This window comes from Enterococcus sp. ZJ1622, assembly GCF_011038845.1.
Lineage (GTDB): Bacteria > Bacillota > Bacilli > Lactobacillales > Enterococcaceae > Enterococcus_B.
Map to the genome: position 1 here is coordinate 93,697 of NZ_JAAKDW010000003.1, position 16,239 is coordinate 109,935.

Consider the following 16,239-nt stretch of genomic DNA (forward strand, 5'->3'; position numbering starts at 1 on the left):
AGAAGAATGACGAAAATCTTATTTGTGTGTTTAGGGAATATCTGTCGCTCGCCAATGGCAGAAGGCTTATTGAAGAAGCGGATAGCTGACGAAGGCTTGGAAGAACGCTTCTTCGTCGATTCAGCAGCTACAAGCTCCTATGAAGTGGGAAGCGCGCCACATCCGGGGACACAAAGAATCCTAGACAGAGAACAGATCGATACAAGTGGGATGATCGCGCGACAGATCACGCCTAAAGACTTTCAGGAATTCGACTGGATCATCGGTATGGACCAAGCCAATGTCGAGGAACTGCAAAGAAGGGCGCCAGCTTCTACGCAGAAAAAAATCCATTTGTTTTTGAGCGTCATTCCTGGAATGGAACAACAACATGTTCCTGATCCTTATTATACGAATGATTTTGAGGAGACCTACCAACTGATCACTACAGGATTAGATGCGTGGTGGCACCTATGGACAGAAAAATAAAATAACAAAATTTCTTTATAGTCAACGCTTACTTATTTCTGTTTGCTACAAAGCATTTTCTTGTTTTTTCAATCAGAATTAGGTAAAATGAAACTAATTAAGTAACACTTTCTTAGCTAAAGGAGGAGTGCATTCGATGGACGAAGAAACAGTATCACCGATGAAGAAGCTTACCAAGTTAGTTACTCACACATCGTATCAGCTTTTGGATTCTTTTGTAAATGACACTGAAGAGAATGCCGAGAATGTACGTTTGCAGGGAAAGTTTGTTCTAGAACTACAAAAGGCTGCGGCACAGCACAGTTTAGTGATCCTGCAGTTTAGGGAGAATCGCTTGAGTAACAAATACGAAACGATCTCCGGATGGGTTGCGACAAAGACGGTTGAAAAAGACCGCGTCCTGATCCGGTTACAAAATGAGGAACACCAGATACGTATGGTGCCCATAGAACAAATCGAGAAAATCACCAGTCTTTCACCAGCAGGAGAACAGGAAAGACTATCGAAATAAATACAAACAGAGAGGTTGTGATCCTGCCGTTTAACTCTGAGGCACAAGGAACAATTTCAAAAAACAGCTTCTCATGTTTGATGAATATTGAGACTTGTGCCCGAGGAGTTGGCAGGAGAACACCGTGAATCAGAGATTGTGAAAAAGCTGCCCTGCATCAAGTAATAAGAACAGCCAAACAAAAATAGCTCTCCACATTTTTCGTTTGGTTGGGCTTATTACCGCAGATGTAAGCTTTTGAACACCGTTTAGTGAAGAGGTCGTGACAACTGCGTTCTGCTTTAAGTAATAAGGACACTGAACAGAAAATAGCTTCTCATATTTTCTTGTGCAGTGAACTTATTGCCGAGAAGCAGCAGATGGAACACCATTTATTCGAAACTAAGGAGTTATGACAAGATTTTTGTCATGCCTCCTTTTTTTGTGCGTACGAAGCCGATCGTTTTTTGAACAAAAAAAGGTCCTGCTAGCCGGGGAGCTAGCAGGATAAGGAGTTAAAAAATGAAAAAGTGTTGTTAGGGTTGTTTGTTGGTATGCTTATATAATAAGCATCAGTTGTGAATATTTTGTGACGAAAGTTTTCGAAAGTTGTTAAGTTTTTTCGTAAAAATTATTTTTTTGTTAGTGTATCCTTACTTCTGAATTACACAACAGGTGCTTCTTTTTTTGTCAAACTCACGATGTATCCTACGACAAACCCGATGATTGCCGGTACGATCCATCCCATCCCCAAGGTAAAGAATGGTAGATAAGCGCGAGCAAAATCCAGCAAACTCTGGATGAACGCTGTTTGTTTGATAAAATCAGGACAAGCATTCAGTCCGTCAAAAACAGAAGCAATCAGCGTAAAGTAAGTCGTCATTCGGTAGACCCAAGCTCTTTGCTGGAAAAGAGGTCCAGCGAGTACCAATAGGATCAGCGTCATAGCTAATGGATAAACAAACATCAAGACAGGCAAAGAAAATTGAATGATATTGGTCAAGCCCACATTTGCGACTAAACAAGCAAGGACACTTGCAACTGAAACAAAGAAAAGGTAGCTGCGTTTGGGAAATAGCTCAGTAAATGTTTCTGAAAAAGCGGTGATGAGTCCGATCCCTGTTTTCAAACAAGCGAGTATGACGATAAAGGCAAGCAAGATACTTCCATAAGTGCCCAGATAATGATCTGCGATTTGGGCTAAGGCGATCCCTCCATTCGCACTCATTGGGAACGTCCCTAAACTCATTGTCCCAAGATAAGCGAGCAACGTATAGATGACACCCATCAAAATGATACTGATCGCTCCGGATTTGATCGTGTCTCGTGCGATCTCTGCCGGTTTCGTCACACCCATACTTCGGATCGTCGTCACGATGATGATCCCAAAAGCTAAAGCAGCTAAAGCATCTAATGTATTATATCCTTGTGTGAACCCAGTGAAGAATGCATGATCCTGGTAATTTGGCTGGATCACTGCCTGATCCACTGGTCCGAGCGGATTCAAAAAGGCAAGAAGCAAAAGTGCCCCTAACAAGATCAGAAAGGCAGGATTCAAAAACTTTCCTACGTAATCAAGGATTTTGGTCGGTCTTCTGGAGAACCACCAGGCAAAGAAAAAGAATAAGATACTAAAAATAGCTAAAAACAATGCCTGTTTGTCGCTTTCGATGAAGGGAGCCAATCCGATTTCAAAAGAAGTGGTCGCCAGACGAGGCAAAGCGAAGAAAGGCCCAATCACTAGATAAAGCAAGACAGTAAAAATCATGGCATATGTTTGATTCACACGTTTGGCTAATTCAAAGACTCCGGAACTCTTTGATACGCCGATCGCGATCACTCCTAGAAAAGGAAGTCCGATCCCAGTAACTAAAAAGCCAAGATTTGCCCAAAAAACCGCTGAACCAGCCTCTTGTCCCATGTGTACAGGGAAAATGAGGTTCCCAGCTCCGAAGAACAGACCGAAAAGCATAGAACCGATAAAAAGATACTCTTTGAACGATAATTTTTTTGTCATATAAAACTCCTTTACATTTTTTTTAAAAGTAACAAACTTTTCCGTAATATGCAATAATTTTCAGAAAATTATCTGCTAAAAACGGTGGTTATTTAATAACGGTAGTGATAAAATGAGAGCGCACGTCTTTCCAAGGAGTGGTTGAATTGACAAAATCAAGATTAGAAGCGCTTACAGATGGGGTAGTCGCAATCGTTTTGACTGTCCTAGTATTGGATATCAAAATCCCTGATCCGGCAGGTTTTCAGTCATTATGGAATATTCGTAATACCCTGTTAGCTTACGCCATCAGTTTTATTTTTGTGGGAGTGATCTGGGTGAACCATCATCGTGTCTTCCAAATGGCAGATAAAATCAATTATCGAGTCGTATGGGCGAATATCTTCTGGCTGTTCTGGCTGACTTTGTGCCCGTCTGTGACTAGTTGGGTAGGGAGAAACCCGGGAGAATTCTGGCCTGAACTGTCTTATGTGCTGGTTTATACGATGTGGAGTTTTTCTTTTGGTATTTTGATGCGGCAGGTGATGAAGGCGAACGAACCGGATTCTCATGTGGTGAGAGTTTTATCGAAAGATCACCGGAGTGCCTTATCGATGTTCATCAATCTATGCTTGATCGTAGGTGTTTTTTTCGTCCCGATGATCGGATTGTTCGGCCGTTTCTTCGTTTCTGGTATTTGGATTCTCTCGTATCGCAAGGCAGAAAGCTATTTTCGACATCTGGTTTTTTATAAGCACACAAAAGATGAATAGAACAGCCCACTTTCCATCCGCATTCAGCGAGTTGGAAAGTAGGCTGTTCTATTTATTTCTTGCCATATTTCAAATGATAGATCAGAAGCAGACAGAAAAACCAGACGGGTGTCAGCAGCAAAGCGATTCTTGTATCTTTTCCTAGGAACAACACTACGCAAACAAAAATCATATAAAGAAACACCAAGAAGTTGCTGAATGGATAAAACGGCATTTTGAACGAATGGGCTTTTTTTCCGATCATGCTTTTCCGATACTTCATGTGTGTATACACGAGGATGCTCCAGATAAACAAGAAGCAAGTCGTCGCGATACTACTTACGAGAGTAAATACTTCGCTAGGCATCACATAATTCAAGATCACGGAGATGAAAATGACGATGGTCGAAAAAGTCAAAGCATTTCCTGGAACGTGATGGGTAGTCAGCTTTCGGAATTTCTTAGGTGCACTGCCTTCTTGAGACAACGAGCGGAGCATTCGCCCAGTACTGTAGATCGCACTGTTACAGGCAGACGCTGCAGCACTCAACACGACAAGATTGACTAAAGAAGCAGCGATAGTGATCCCAATCTCTGAAAAAACTTCAACGAATGGGCTATTATCAGGATTCAAGCTGTTCCATGGGTAAATAGCCATGATCACAAACAATGAACCTAAATAAAATAGTATGATCCGGATCGGGATATTGTTGATTGCTTCAGGAAGCACTTTTTCAGGATTTTCCGTTTCACCTGCAACGAGACCGACTAGTTCGATCCCTGCAAAAGCAAAAGTCACCATTTGGAAGGAAAGAATAAATCCTTTTGCTCCCGTAGGAAACAGCCCGCCATGGGACCACAGATTTGAGACAGCAGCAGTACTCGTCCCTGTCTGGTAATGAGTAAGGATCATGTAAGCTCCCACTAAAATGAAGGCGATGATCGCAACGACCTTGATCAAAGCAAACCAAAATTCCAATTCACCGAAAAGAGAAACAGCTACCATGTTCAATGCAAGCAGTAATGCCAACGCAATCAGCTCCGGCAGCCACTGGGGGACGCCAGGCGCCCAATAGCGCACATACATCCCGATTGCAGTCAAATCAGCCATGGCTATCGCTACCCAGCAAAACCAGTACGTCCAGCCAGTGACGAACGCGGCTCGCTTTCCAAGATACTCTGCCACAAAATCTAGAAACGAATGGTTATTCGTATTCGATAATAAAAGCTCTCCTAGGGCGCGCATAATGAAAAAACAAATACAGCCAGTGATAAGATAGGCAAATAATATCGAAGGCCCTGCGAGCTGGATCGATTTCCCCGATCCTAAAAACAGCCCTGTTCCGATCGCACCTCCAATCGAGATCAGCTGAACATGTCTGTTCTTCAGTCCTCGTTGTAATTCTTGCTCTTCATTCATTTAATAATCATCCTAACTAAAAAAGTTTAATTATATTTATCTTAAGAGAGTTTTCAGGAAAATACAATGATATTCCAAAATTTTCAGAAAATAACCCAGACACACTAAAGGATACAACTATTTAAATTTTTTCTAAAAACGAAAACAGGAAATCCATACAAAAAGTCTGTTACATAACTGAAAAGCATCCCTGTTTGAAGAGATACGTGATTTAAATAACGTTTATGTTTGATTTTTAATCGATTTTTTGCTTTTTACCAAAAAGATTTTTTCAAGTATAATCTGTTAATTAAATAACTTTAGAAAGAGGTATGGAATGAAGCAGATATATAAACGATCCGTTCTGACAACGATTTTATCGGTGGTTGTTCTTTTGATCATCATGACTGATGTAATTATCTATGCGGCAGAAACAGAAGATTTCTCTTTTGTGATCACTTCTGATCCGCAATATCCGTGGACAGACAAGACAGACGCTGGAGAAAGTGAGCCAGGCAATGTGAAAAAAAGACGCTCTAAAGAATTGATACGACAGCAATATGAAAGTATCAATGATTATCATGAAGCAGTCAAGAACAATCAGCTAATGATCATAAACGGAGATATGACAGCCTATGGACATTTGTCCGAGTGGTTCGTTATCGAAAGAAAACTGAAACGATTGAAGATGCCTTATGCTTATGGGCTAGGAAACCATGATATCGAGAACAACTGGTATGACACCTTCAGAAACAATGCGTGGCGGCGCTCCTTCGCAAAAGCACTGCATCACATCGATGAGGTCCCGAATCTTCTTGCAAAAGATGTCCAGGTAACAAAGCACTTTCCATGGCGACGGACGTATACTGGGAGCTTGAGCTATTCTTTTCAATTAGGGGATTTCCGCGTGATCCAGGCACAAAACCATCCGATGATGAATTACACTTCGCATGGGCGGCTTACTTATTCCTTAATTGATGGGATCGACTGGATTCTCCAGCAGTTGGAAGAGGCAAAGCAAAAGAATGAGCCAGTCCTTTTGAATGTACATAAACCATTAAGTATTTGGTGGGGCGATGGCGAAAAACGAGCGATGTTTTCTGATAAATTGGAAGAATACCATGAGGAGGGGATATTGAAAGCTGTTTTCCATGGGCACTATCATACGGATTTAGGAGAATCAGAAGATTGGGAGCTTTTTGATCAGCTGCCTGTTTATTATTCAGGAAGTGCTTCACAGCGAAGCTATCTGATCAATGAAGTAAGAGAGGGACAGTTATCGATCTATAAAGTACAAGAAAATGATTGGCGAAACAAAGAACTCATCAGTGTGATCGATTGAACACCGTTTATTCGAAAAAAAGAGCTGTGACAAGATTTTTGTCACAACTCTTTTGGATAGAAATATATGAGATATCAGCTATTTAGAATACGTGATAAGAATTCTTTGGTCCGTTCTTCTTTTGGATGAACGAAGATTTCTTCTGGAGAGCCTTCTTCTGCAATGATTCCTTTGTCCATGAAAATCACTCGATCGGAAACATCTTTGGCGAATTCCATCTCATGGGTCACGATGACCATTGTCAATCCTGTATGAGCCAAATCTTTGATCGTATTCAGCACTTCGCCGACCATTTCAGGGTCAAGAGCGGAAGTAGGTTCATCAAAAAGCAGGACGTCAGGATTCATTGACAATGCGCGAGCAATTGCGACCCGCTGCTTTTGACCACCGGATAATTGAGCAGGTTTTGCTTCGATATAACGATCCATCCCTACTTTTTCTAAATTCTCGATCGCTATTCTTCGGGCAGTCTCTTTATCTCGTTTCAATACCGTTGTTTGGCCTGATATACAGTTTTCCAGTACATCCATATTGTTGAACAAATTGAAGGACTGGAAGACCATGCCAAGGTTCGTACGATATTTAGGCAAATTATATTTAGGTTTCAAGACGTTTTCGCCATTATAGATGATCTCACCGTCTGTTGGTTTTTCCAACAAATTGATACAGCGCAAGAAGGTGGATTTTCCTGAACCTGAAGAGCCGATGATCGTCACGACTTCACCTTTGTTCACGGTGACGCTGATATCTTTTAATACTTCGTTTTCGCCGAAGTTTTTTCTTAAATGGTTGATTTCGATGATTTTTTCACTCATGATTCTTCCTCCTTATTCCTGCAAGTTTGAGTTATCGATCTCTTCAAGTTTCGTATAAGCAGAAGGTCCATCGATTTTCTTTTCTAACGCACGCAGGATTCTCGTGATCGTGAATGTCATGATCAAGTAGATGATCCCAACGATCGTGAATGTCTGGAAGAATTGGAAATTGGCACCGGAAGCTGAATTCCCCTGGAAGAACAAGTCAGCTACACCGATGACACTCAATACAGCAGTATCTTTGATGTTGATCACGAATTCGTTCCCTGTTGCTGGCAAGATATTTCGTAAAACTTGTGGAATCACGACTTTACGCATCGTTTGACCATGCGTCATCCCGATTGCTTGTGCAGCTTCGAATTGTCCTTCATCGACAGCAAAGATGCCTCCACGAACGATCTCTGTCATGTATGCCCCAGTGTTGAGGGAAACGATAAACAAAGCTGCGATCGTACGATTCAATGAAATGCCAAAAGCTAAAGCTAATCCATAGAAGATGACCATTGCTTGTACCATCATCGGTGTGCCGCGGAAGATCTCGACATAGATCGATAAGATCGCATTTCCGATTTTCTGGAGCCAACGAGTCACAGTGTTACTAGATTCAGGAACTGAACGAGAGACGCCGATCAGCAACCCCAGCGTCGTCCCGACGACTGTACCGATCAAAGCGATGAATAATGTGAGACCTGCACCACGCAAGAACATATTCCCGTACTGTTTCCAGATCGTCGTGAAATCAGAGATGATCCCTGATTTTTCTCCGCTATCTGTTGCTGCGGGCTGATCTTTGACTGCTTGATCCATGATCTTTGTTCGTTCTTCCTGAGAGATACCGCCAAGGATCGTGTTCACTTTTTGGATATCTGGGTCGCCTTTACGCATCCCGACAGAGATCTGTACATCTTCAGGATTAGTTTGGAACCCATTTGCACCGTTGAATTCCAGCATTTTAAGTTTTTTATCGACACTTGTTGCAGTGACTCCTTCAGGTCGTTCGCTGACATAGCCATCGATCATTCCAGAAGACAATGCCGTACGCATCGCTGAGAAGTTATCCATTGCTTGCTGTTTTTGTACATCAGGAATCTGATCGATCACGGTGTAATGGAAAGTATTCAGCTGAGCAGTGATTTTGGCACCAGACAAATCAGCTAATTTTTTCGCATTTGCATATTTCCCGTCTTTTTGAACCACGACCACTAATTGTGATTCATAATAAGGGTCTGTAAAGTCGATTTCTTTTTTTCGTTCAGCGGTAGGGCTCATCCCTGCGATGATCGCATCGATCTTGCCTGACTGGAGCGCAGGGGCGAGACCATCCCATTTTGTTTGGACAATGACTAATTTCTTTCCTAAGTCATCCGCTATTTTTTTTGCGATTTGAACATCATAGCCGCCAGCGTAACTATTTTGACCTTGGATCGGCAAAGCACCGTTTTCGTCTGTTTGCTGTGACCAGTTGAAGGGCGCATAACCCGCCTCCATTCCTACGCGAAATTCATCGCTCGGGGTTTTTTCATCTGCATTTGCCGAATATCCAACGCTGATCAGTGAAAGGATAAAGGCGAAGAGTACGGTAACTGAAACCATATTTTTTTTCATTTTTTTCTCCCTTTCTTCTTATATGATACACGAGCGGTCTAGATGAAATGCGTCAAAGCTTTATCAATAAAAATAAAAAGCGACCGATTTATGGATATAAAAAGGCCGCTAAAATTTCACAAGGTGATAAACCTCTCACAAAACATAGCGCAACTTAGCATCACTGCTAAGACAGTCCGCAAGCTCTTAACTTGCGTCCCAACATACACTTCAAGCAAAAAAGTGCACATTTCGGCGATCCTCCCTACACCTGCTTCACTGTGTTTGCTTCACTCCACAGGATTAATGATTCTCGCGACCTCTACCTCATTGATTGAGGCATCTCGTATTCAGTTATTTATACAAAAAATAGTGTACGATAGTCTAGAGGCTTTGTCAATCTATAACTGCTGTTTTTTGAAAAAAATGCTGATAAGCATAGAAGTGCTTACTTTTAATCAGATCCCTTTCAAAACGTGGATCAATTTCTTTAAATTCAACAATAGTATAATTATACATAAAAATGAATGGAACGCAATAAAAAAAGAGCTGGTTCAGAAATAGATATCTCTGAAACCAGTTCCAATAGTTCTATACTCAGGCAACGGCTTTTTTTGGCTCGCGCCCTAAGACGGCTTGCGCAATGATCGTCACGCCGTAGATTGCTAATATTAAATAGATCAGGCTTGAGTATTGTGTGATCCCCCAGCCCCATGTTCGATAAATTGCTAAAGTAATGGCTAAAACTATCGCAGCAAGCACATTGAAAAATGCGAATGCCCAAAGATTTCCATTTTCTTTGCGTACAAAATAGAAGACGGAAAAATAAATGCTTAATGCTAACCAGGCGATACAAGCCAAAATAACGCCCCAGTAAATAAAGAATGGTAACATATCGATTCACCTCGCTTCAGCAGTATTGTAACACGTTTACATTTATTTGTCAGGGAGATTGTGAGAAAATGTTCAAGAAATAAAAAGGTCATGAAAAAGCTGGTCTGCATCAAGTAATAAGAACAGACAAACAAAAATAGCTTCTCATGTTTTTGATTTGGCTGGACTTATTACCGCAGATGCAAGCTTTTGAATGCCGTGTATCGAGAGGTCATGAAAAACTGTCCTGCATCAAGCAGAGCAATCAAACAGATAAAAACAGCTGGTCCTGTTTGTCTGCTGAAGGGAATAGTTGTTGAATAATCAATTGTCTATTTTACCGAGAATAATCTTCTCTTTTGGATTATAATAAAGAAGAGGTGACAGGACATGAAAAAATTGACGGTCGAAGAAGCAGCAGAAAAGATCCTTGCAAAAAAACACGTGACTTTTTTAACTGGCGCAGGTGTCTCTACGCCTTCTGGAGTGCCGGATTACCGTTCATTGAAAGGTGTGTATCAGGGCATCGAGCAGCCAGAATATCTATTGAGTCATCAAGCAATGTAGAAGGAGCCAGAAAAATTTTATAGCTTTGTCAAAAAATTGTATCATCCAGAAGCAGAACCGAACGTGATCCATCATGAGATAGCAGAACTGGCAAAGAAAAAAGACGTCTGGGTCGTCTCACAAAATATCGACGGCCTGCATGCAAAAGCAGGAAGCACCCAGTTAGTTGATTTCCATGGGAGCCTCTATCATTGTCATTGCCGAAAATGTGGAGAACCTGTTTCTTGGAGAGCTTATCTAAAAAGCGATAGCCATGAAACATGCGGGGGACAGATCCGTCCCGACATCGTTTTATACGGAGAAGGATTCCAGGACGAAACACTTGAGCAGGCGACTGACGCAGTACGCAAAGCTGAGCTTATCGTGATTGCTGGTACGAGCTTCCAAGTCCATCCGTTTTGTGATCTGGTTCAATTTCGTGCAGCAGACGCCTCGATTCTAGTGATTAACCAAACGCCGATCCATCTAGCCCAGGATTATGAATTTATCCAAGAAGACGGAGCAGTCGTCTTCAACAAAATACAAGAATTAGGAGCAGAACATGACTGAAATCAAAAGTGAAAAAGAAAAAATGATCGCAGGAGAGCTTTATTTTGCCAACGACCCAGAGCTTGTAGCAGACCGGAAATTTGCCCGGGGACAAAGCCAGATCATCAATCAGGCCGAAACGGCAGAATTACGAGCACAATTGCTCAAAGAGACATTCGGACGCACAGGGAAAAAAATCTATATGGAACCCACCATCAATTTTGATTATGGCTATAATATATTTATCGGAGAGAATTTTTATGCGAATTTCAATTGTACGTTTTTAGACGTGAGTACGATCGAAATCGGAGATAACTGCATGTTCGCACCAAACGTCCAGCTTTACACAGCCACTCATCCGCTACATCCAGTGAAACGAAACAGCGGGTTGGAATACGCGAAACCGATCAAGATCGGGAACAATGTCTGGCTTGGCGGTGGTGTGATCATTACACCAGGCGTCACGTTGGGGGACAATGTTGTCGTAGGTGCAGGGGCAGTCGTCACGAAATCGTTTCCAGATAACGTAGTGATCGCAGGGAATCCGGCACGGATCATCAAAACTGTGGAAGAAGAACAGCCTAGACCTTCTCTTGATTCGCTACGGCAAACGATCGATGCCATCGATCAAGAGTTAGTCAGATTGCTTGAAAAAAGGATGGATACCGTAACGAGAGTCGGCGCATTGAAAAAAGAAACAGGGAAAGCTGTTCTTGATGAAAGACGCGAACAGCAAGTCTTGGCAAAAGTAGCAGGATTACTGAAAAAACCAGAGTATAAAGAAACAATCACCAATACCTATGCAGATCTTATGAAACATTCTCGTGCATATCAAGACAAGATGAAAAAGGAGGAGCAGGAGTGATCGAAGGAGACAAACGGCGCCAGCAAATCATGCAGACCTTAGCAGGTGAACAGCGGCCTATCAGTGCCAGCCGATTCGCCAAGAATTTTGGTGTGAGTCGTCAGATCATTGTGGGAGACATCGCACTGCTACGTGCCGCTGGAAAGAACATCATTGCAACAGCAAGAGGATATATCCTTGAAACAGAAGAAACCAATACTGGACATGTCAGTAAAATCGCTGTGCAGCATGGGAAGGATCAGACGGAAGAAGAGCTTCGTCTGATCGTAGAAAATGGTGGAGAGATCATCGATGTGATCGTGGAGCACCCGCTCTATGGAGAACTGACAGGAACGCTACACATCAAAACGGCACAAGACATCGATTCGTTCATGAGACGTTACGAAAAAAGCAATGCCTCTTTATTGTCCGAATTGACCGATGGGATCCACCTGCATACGATCCGCTATCCAGAAAAACACATGCTGAAAACCATCAGACAAAAGCTGGCTGAAGCAGGGATCTTGTACGAAGGATAACATGCTCTACACAAAAACAACTGAATAGAACAACCTTAAAGAACTGGCGAAATCCTAACGCCAGTTTTTTTATTTTTGAGAAAAAATTGTTCTACTTATCAGAATAAATCACTGTATACTTTTTAATAAAAGGAGATGTTCAAAATGGATTCAGAGAAACAGAAAGGACAAAAAATCAGTTTATTTGTAAAAGAAAATGCAACAGATTGGGATAAAAATCTTGATGAAATTATTTTTAAATTGAAAAATCCTACGAAAAAAGACCATGAGATTTCATACATTAATGATTATATCTCTGCTACAGTCGATGCACTCTTCGCAAATCAAAAGGAATTTTCTAACAAAGACCATAGGCAACACTTTTTTGAGAATTTCACAAATTATATCCCATCAGATAAAAAGAACTGGAATTTGTGGGACGATTTCCAAAAAGTCAGTAGAAGTTTTGAGGAACTCAAATTAGAAAACATATGTAACAATCTAGGCGTCCATTTTGACAAAGAATTGACGAATGATGATAAACTAAAAATCATTGGTTACTTGAATGATTTGAAAGGAGAAATAACCGTAGAAATAGCAAAGATCAATCCAATGACGGAATTGAACTTTGATTATGATCCGATGCGAATATATGCAGAAGACCAACTAGAGGATGTATCTCATGCTCCATCAGATTATTACGATAGTGAGGTCAGTTATGATTGTTATATTGATAGAAAGGATTTTGATAAATATGCCGATAAACTAGAGGCTAAGGGGGGAATTTACTATGTAATTCTGGATATTGAAAAGCAAATTCCAAGTGGAAAAGAAGATCATTTTTACAGTAAAACATCGGACCATCCAGCAATTAGATATGCATATTACAATAAGGAAAGTTTGAAAGGACAGATTTTTCTGTTTGATCGCAATTTAAAAATTGCTGATAAACTACCATGGGAAAGAGAAGAACTTGCTGAAGAATGGAAAAAATGTAAAATAATCCCTCTTACACCTGTCACTCAAGAAGAAAACACGCTTCCTAAAGAGAAATTGAGCGAAACACGGATACACCAGCCAATACATTCACAACAAAATCAGCAAACAAATAAACCAAAAAGGCAAAAACACGCTTTGCCAGACATCTTGGAAATAGATGTAAAAGAATATAAGCTAATGAGAACTGCTCAATGGGTAGCAGCTTCGACATCAGGATTAGTACCAGAGAATCTAAAACAGTCCACATCTGAAGCAAAACAACAAAGTCGTACAAAAGAGAATATCGACATGAAAGACCCTTCAGTCATCCGCGCCACTCATGATACTAAAAAACTAAAAGAATTGGTTGTACCAGCGGTCTGCGCAGCAACTAAACAGAAGAAAGCGGAGAAAAAAAAGAACTGGTTAAAAAATTTGATAGTTTGCTATAGATGAGCCGCGATGAAATAAAACAGATAGAAAAAGCCAACGCCAGTTTTTTTATTTTTGAGAAAAAGCTGTTCTATTTGTCTGGATACATTCTGTTAAACTTTTCGGATAAGCAGTTGAATCGCAAAATGATACACATAGGAAAGGAAAAGTTGACAAATGAATCCAAAAGAGCGAACGATGGAAGAACTAAAGATCCAATTGTTTTACCCTAGAGCTAGAGAGTATGGCGAATGCTTGGACGATTATTTGAAAATAATGGCAAGATCGCTCGCACAACGAGATAGTAATGAGCTTGATTCAAGAACATTCCAGGAAGAATTTTTTAACACTCTACCTCAGTTTATTGACTACAGGGAAAAAAATCGGAATTTATGGGGAGCGTTTCAAGAGGCCAGCCATTTTTTTGTGGGGGCTTTTACCCATGATTTTTTTGGTAATCGAACATTTAGCAGGGCTTTTTCTAATTCAGAAGGTGAAGAAAGATATCAGTTAATCTATGATCTTTTAAGAAAACACGGAGCAAAAGCAGCAGTAGAAATAATGAAAGCTAGGCCCGAACTTCAGATGAACCTTTTTTACGATCCGCAGTATGAACGGGCGCTTGAGCTAACGTCTGGAAGTGACAAGACAGTCGAACTGTCTCCGGGCATTTTAACGGATCATCTTGAATCTTGGGATGAGAAAGTAGAAGTGATCGAGGCAGACATTGCCTTAGGAAAAGATCAGACCGAAACAGGCGAAGTGATAAGAGAGGTCTATGCCGCCAAAGAAGCGTTGGAGAACAGAGTGCACTACTTTGGAGCAATGAATAAAACAGCTGTCCCTGCACCGTGGGAAAAAAACGAAAAGCTTTCCGAAATTTGGAGAGGAACGGTTCCTTTTCGGCAAGAGGATCGTCTTATCGATGAGAGCGAACAGATTCATAAAGGCATCCAGGGGAAAATCCTATTAACTTACGGAAAAGAGTTTTCAGGTCAGGAAAACGGATTTGTTTTAGAACGTTGTGAGAACTACGTCGAAGCGATCGCCATAATGATCGAGAAACAAAAAGAAACGAAAGACTTGTCTAAAGATGTTTTAGAAAACTTTCTTAAATATATCGAACCTGATCAAAGACAGGGGAATCTATGGGGAGAATTTCAAAAAGTCAGCCGTAAGTTCGAGGAGTTTCATTTAGAAAATATCCTGAAATGGGAGGAGTCTAGTAGACAGATACATCCAGTTTATGATGTAAAGCAGAGTTTGAATCAATGGGTCGGGAAAATGGCAGTAGAATTAGCAAAAGAAAATCCGCAGATTGCCTTGGGTATCTACTATGATCCTCAATTGGAATGTGTGAAGTATCAGAACTTGGATCGTCCGTTGAATGCTCTTGAGATCCTCACGACGAAGCTTACGCGCGATCAAGATTTATATCAAATGGAAAAGGCACTGGCAAAGAAGGAATATGTATCTGGCACCTCTCATTGTCTAAATTATTTATATCGTAATGAAGAACAGCTTTCTGACAGGATTTATTTTTATGATAGGAAAAGTAGACTGAATGATGAGGCGCCTTGGAGCAAAAAGAACGAGCTAGGTACCATATGGAAAGAAATGAACGCCCAAGCTTGGGACGGGGTGGATATGAATGCTGCGTTGACACTTGCTGGTAAACTACGTGAAAAGCAAAAAATCAGTTTCTTTTTCAACAGAGATGAGATAAGAAAAGGGAAAAATAATAAAAAAAACATCATGCCATGGCTCAGAGGCTATTTTTCAGCTATAGCCGATACATTGATCGAACATCAGTCCAAACTTTCTGATCCAGGTTTTAGACAATACTTTTTTGAACACGCTACAGAGTATATTTTGCCAGAAAAAAAACACTGGGTATTGTGGGACGACTGGCAAAAAGTCAGTAGAGGATTTGAGGAACTCAAACTAGAAACGATCTGTAAAGAACTAAATGTCAACTTTGATCATAAGCTTGATAACAGCTTCAAGAAAAATCTCGTGGAATATTTAGGCGACATGGAGCACGCCATAGCGATAGAAATAGCAAAAATAAATCCAATGGTCGAATTGAATGTTTATTATGATCCCACGTTTTTCCATGCGCTAGAAGTAAAGCAAGAATCGTTTGGCGCGACTGAATTAATCGAAATAGTAGAAGGTTGGGAAGAGGGGATAGCCTTAAAAGAAAAAGAGATCGCAGATGGAACGGAAGGAAGTTATTCCAGTCAAGCGCTCCAAGAGGTGTATCCTCATCATAAAAAATTAACGGGAAGGATCTGTTTATTTGATGAAAAGAATAATATCTCTAATGAGTTGCCATGGGAAAGAAACGAGAAGTTAGCTCGAATATGGGAAGAAAAATGTAAAAAGAAGACACTTACGCCAGTTGCCGGACAAGATGTCCAGCATCCGTCGAATAAACGAAAAAATATAGAAGAAGGCCAACGAACAATTGAACAAATCAAATATAGAGTCATGCATCGCATGAAGACAAATGAAAAAATCTCATTGGACAGTCATCCATTGTTCCAGTCCAAGAAAAAACAGCATGTTGAGAAAGAAGCGGCAGAAGCCTTTACTAACAAGTGAGCTAGACAATTGAATGAGCCAGCATTCGAACTGGCGGGAGTCCAAC

At 40.9% G+C, this 16,239-nt stretch carries 13 protein-coding genes, 1 pseudogene and 1 riboswitch; of the genes and pseudogenes, 9 read left to right on the forward strand and 5 right to left on the reverse strand.

Features of this window, described 5'->3' with window-relative positions:
• Window positions 1-6 precede the first annotated feature (6 nt).
• Together G7Y42_RS03745 and G7Y42_RS03750 are read left to right on the forward strand one after the other, a co-directional pair.
• Window positions 7-468, forward strand: coding sequence for a low molecular weight protein-tyrosine-phosphatase (locus G7Y42_RS03745; RefSeq protein WP_165004139.1), 462 nt, complete (start codon window positions 7-9; stop codon window positions 466-468).
• A 136-nt stretch (window positions 469-604) separates the two neighbouring features.
• Complete coding sequence (locus G7Y42_RS03750; RefSeq protein WP_165004141.1) at window positions 605-979, forward strand: hypothetical protein; 375 nt, start codon at window positions 605-607, stop codon at window positions 977-979.
• Between the two features lie 643 nt (window positions 980-1,622).
• Here G7Y42_RS03750 and brnQ read toward each other — a convergent pair.
• Complete coding sequence (gene brnQ, locus G7Y42_RS03755) at window positions 1,623-2,975, reverse strand: branched-chain amino acid transport system II carrier protein (protein ID WP_165004144.1); 1,353 nt, start codon at window positions 2,973-2,975, stop codon at window positions 1,623-1,625.
• Between the two features lie 146 nt (window positions 2,976-3,121).
• Between brnQ and G7Y42_RS03760 the strand changes: the two genes are divergently transcribed.
• Window positions 3,122-3,727 (forward strand): TMEM175 family protein, encoded by a 606-nt coding sequence (locus G7Y42_RS03760; RefSeq protein WP_165004147.1) that lies wholly within the window; start codon window positions 3,122-3,124, stop codon window positions 3,725-3,727.
• Between the two features lie 52 nt (window positions 3,728-3,779).
• Here G7Y42_RS03760 and G7Y42_RS03765 read toward each other — a convergent pair whose 3' ends face one another.
• Window positions 3,780-5,126 (reverse strand): amino acid permease, encoded by a 1,347-nt coding sequence (locus G7Y42_RS03765; protein WP_165004150.1) that lies wholly within the window; start codon window positions 5,124-5,126, stop codon window positions 3,780-3,782.
• Between the two features lie 316 nt (window positions 5,127-5,442).
• Between G7Y42_RS03765 and G7Y42_RS03770 the strand changes: the two genes are divergently transcribed.
• Window positions 5,443-6,447: a metallophosphoesterase gene (locus G7Y42_RS03770; RefSeq protein ID WP_165004153.1), complete on the forward strand. Its 1,005-nt coding sequence runs from the start codon at window positions 5,443-5,445 to the stop codon at window positions 6,445-6,447.
• 74 nt (window positions 6,448-6,521) lie between these two features.
• Here the strand turns inward: G7Y42_RS03770 and G7Y42_RS03775 are convergent, their stop codons facing one another.
• From G7Y42_RS03775 to G7Y42_RS03785, 3 genes are all read right to left on the reverse strand, one after another.
• Window positions 6,522-7,262, reverse strand: a complete 741-nt coding sequence (locus tag G7Y42_RS03775) for an amino acid ABC transporter ATP-binding protein (RefSeq protein WP_165004155.1) — start codon at window positions 7,260-7,262, stop codon at window positions 6,522-6,524.
• Between the two features lie 12 nt (window positions 7,263-7,274).
• Window positions 7,275-8,867 (reverse strand): ABC transporter permease subunit, encoded by a 1,593-nt coding sequence (locus G7Y42_RS03780; protein WP_165004158.1) that lies wholly within the window; start codon window positions 8,865-8,867, stop codon window positions 7,275-7,277.
• 137 nt (window positions 8,868-9,004) lie between these two features.
• Window positions 9,005-9,179: riboswitch (Lysine riboswitch) on the reverse strand.
• 264 nt (window positions 9,180-9,443) lie between these two features.
• Entirely contained in the window at window positions 9,444-9,740 is a 297-nt protein-coding gene (locus G7Y42_RS03785; protein WP_165004160.1) for a hypothetical protein, read from the reverse strand.
• 369 nt (window positions 9,741-10,109) lie between these two features.
• On the opposite strand from G7Y42_RS03785, the pseudogene G7Y42_RS03790 reads away from it, so the two are divergent.
• The 5 genes and pseudogenes from G7Y42_RS03790 (at window position 10,110) to G7Y42_RS03810 (ending at window position 16,193) form a co-directional block, all read left to right on the forward strand.
• Window positions 10,110-10,835 (forward strand): annotated as a pseudogene (locus tag G7Y42_RS03790) (NAD-dependent protein deacylase).
• A complete protein-coding gene (locus tag G7Y42_RS03795; protein WP_165004163.1) occupies window positions 10,828-11,679 on the forward strand; it encodes a chorismate mutase in 852 nt (283 codons plus the stop codon). The pseudogene G7Y42_RS03790 and the gene G7Y42_RS03795 overlap by 8 nt, the downstream one beginning before the upstream one ends.
• Window positions 11,676-12,197 (forward strand): transcription repressor NadR, encoded by a 522-nt coding sequence (locus G7Y42_RS03800; protein WP_165004166.1) that lies wholly within the window; start codon window positions 11,676-11,678, stop codon window positions 12,195-12,197. Before G7Y42_RS03795 ends, G7Y42_RS03800 begins: the two co-directional genes overlap by 4 nt.
• A 144-nt stretch (window positions 12,198-12,341) precedes the next feature.
• Window positions 12,342-13,610, forward strand: a complete 1,269-nt coding sequence (locus G7Y42_RS14905; RefSeq protein ID WP_206215435.1) for a hypothetical protein — start codon at window positions 12,342-12,344, stop codon at window positions 13,608-13,610.
• A 153-nt stretch (window positions 13,611-13,763) separates the two neighbouring features.
• Entirely contained in the window at window positions 13,764-16,193 is a 2,430-nt protein-coding gene (locus G7Y42_RS03810) for a hypothetical protein (protein WP_165004169.1), read from the forward strand.
• Window positions 16,194-16,239: the final 46 nt, after the last annotated feature.

Excerpts from the sequence above, each read along its gene's own strand:
- G7Y42_RS03745 (WP_165004139.1), top strand. The coding sequence starts at position 7 with ATGACGAAAATCTTATTTGTGTGTTTAGGGAATATCTGTCGCTCGCCA.
- G7Y42_RS03750 (WP_165004141.1), top strand. The coding sequence starts at position 605 with ATGGACGAAGAAACAGTATCACCGATGAAGAAGCTTACCAAGTTAGTT.
- brnQ (WP_165004144.1), bottom strand. The coding sequence starts at position 2,975 with ATGACAAAAAAATTATCGTTCAAAGAGTATCTTTTTATCGGTTCTATG.
- G7Y42_RS03765 (WP_165004150.1), bottom strand. The coding sequence starts at position 5,126 with ATGAATGAAGAGCAAGAATTACAACGAGGACTGAAGAACAGACATGTT.
- G7Y42_RS03770 (WP_165004153.1), top strand. The coding sequence starts at position 5,443 with ATGAAGCAGATATATAAACGATCCGTTCTGACAACGATTTTATCGGTG.
- G7Y42_RS03775 (WP_165004155.1), bottom strand. The coding sequence starts at position 7,262 with ATGAGTGAAAAAATCATCGAAATCAACCATTTAAGAAAAAACTTCGGC.
- G7Y42_RS03780 (WP_165004158.1), bottom strand. The coding sequence starts at position 8,867 with ATGAAAAAAAATATGGTTTCAGTTACCGTACTCTTCGCCTTTATCCTT.
- G7Y42_RS03785 (WP_165004160.1), bottom strand. The coding sequence starts at position 9,740 with ATGTTACCATTCTTTATTTACTGGGGCGTTATTTTGGCTTGTATCGCC.
- G7Y42_RS03795 (WP_165004163.1), top strand. The coding sequence starts at position 10,828 with ATGACTGAAATCAAAAGTGAAAAAGAAAAAATGATCGCAGGAGAGCTT.
- G7Y42_RS14905 (WP_206215435.1), top strand. The coding sequence starts at position 12,342 with ATGGATTCAGAGAAACAGAAAGGACAAAAAATCAGTTTATTTGTAAAA.
- G7Y42_RS03810 (WP_165004169.1), top strand. The coding sequence starts at position 13,764 with ATGAATCCAAAAGAGCGAACGATGGAAGAACTAAAGATCCAATTGTTT.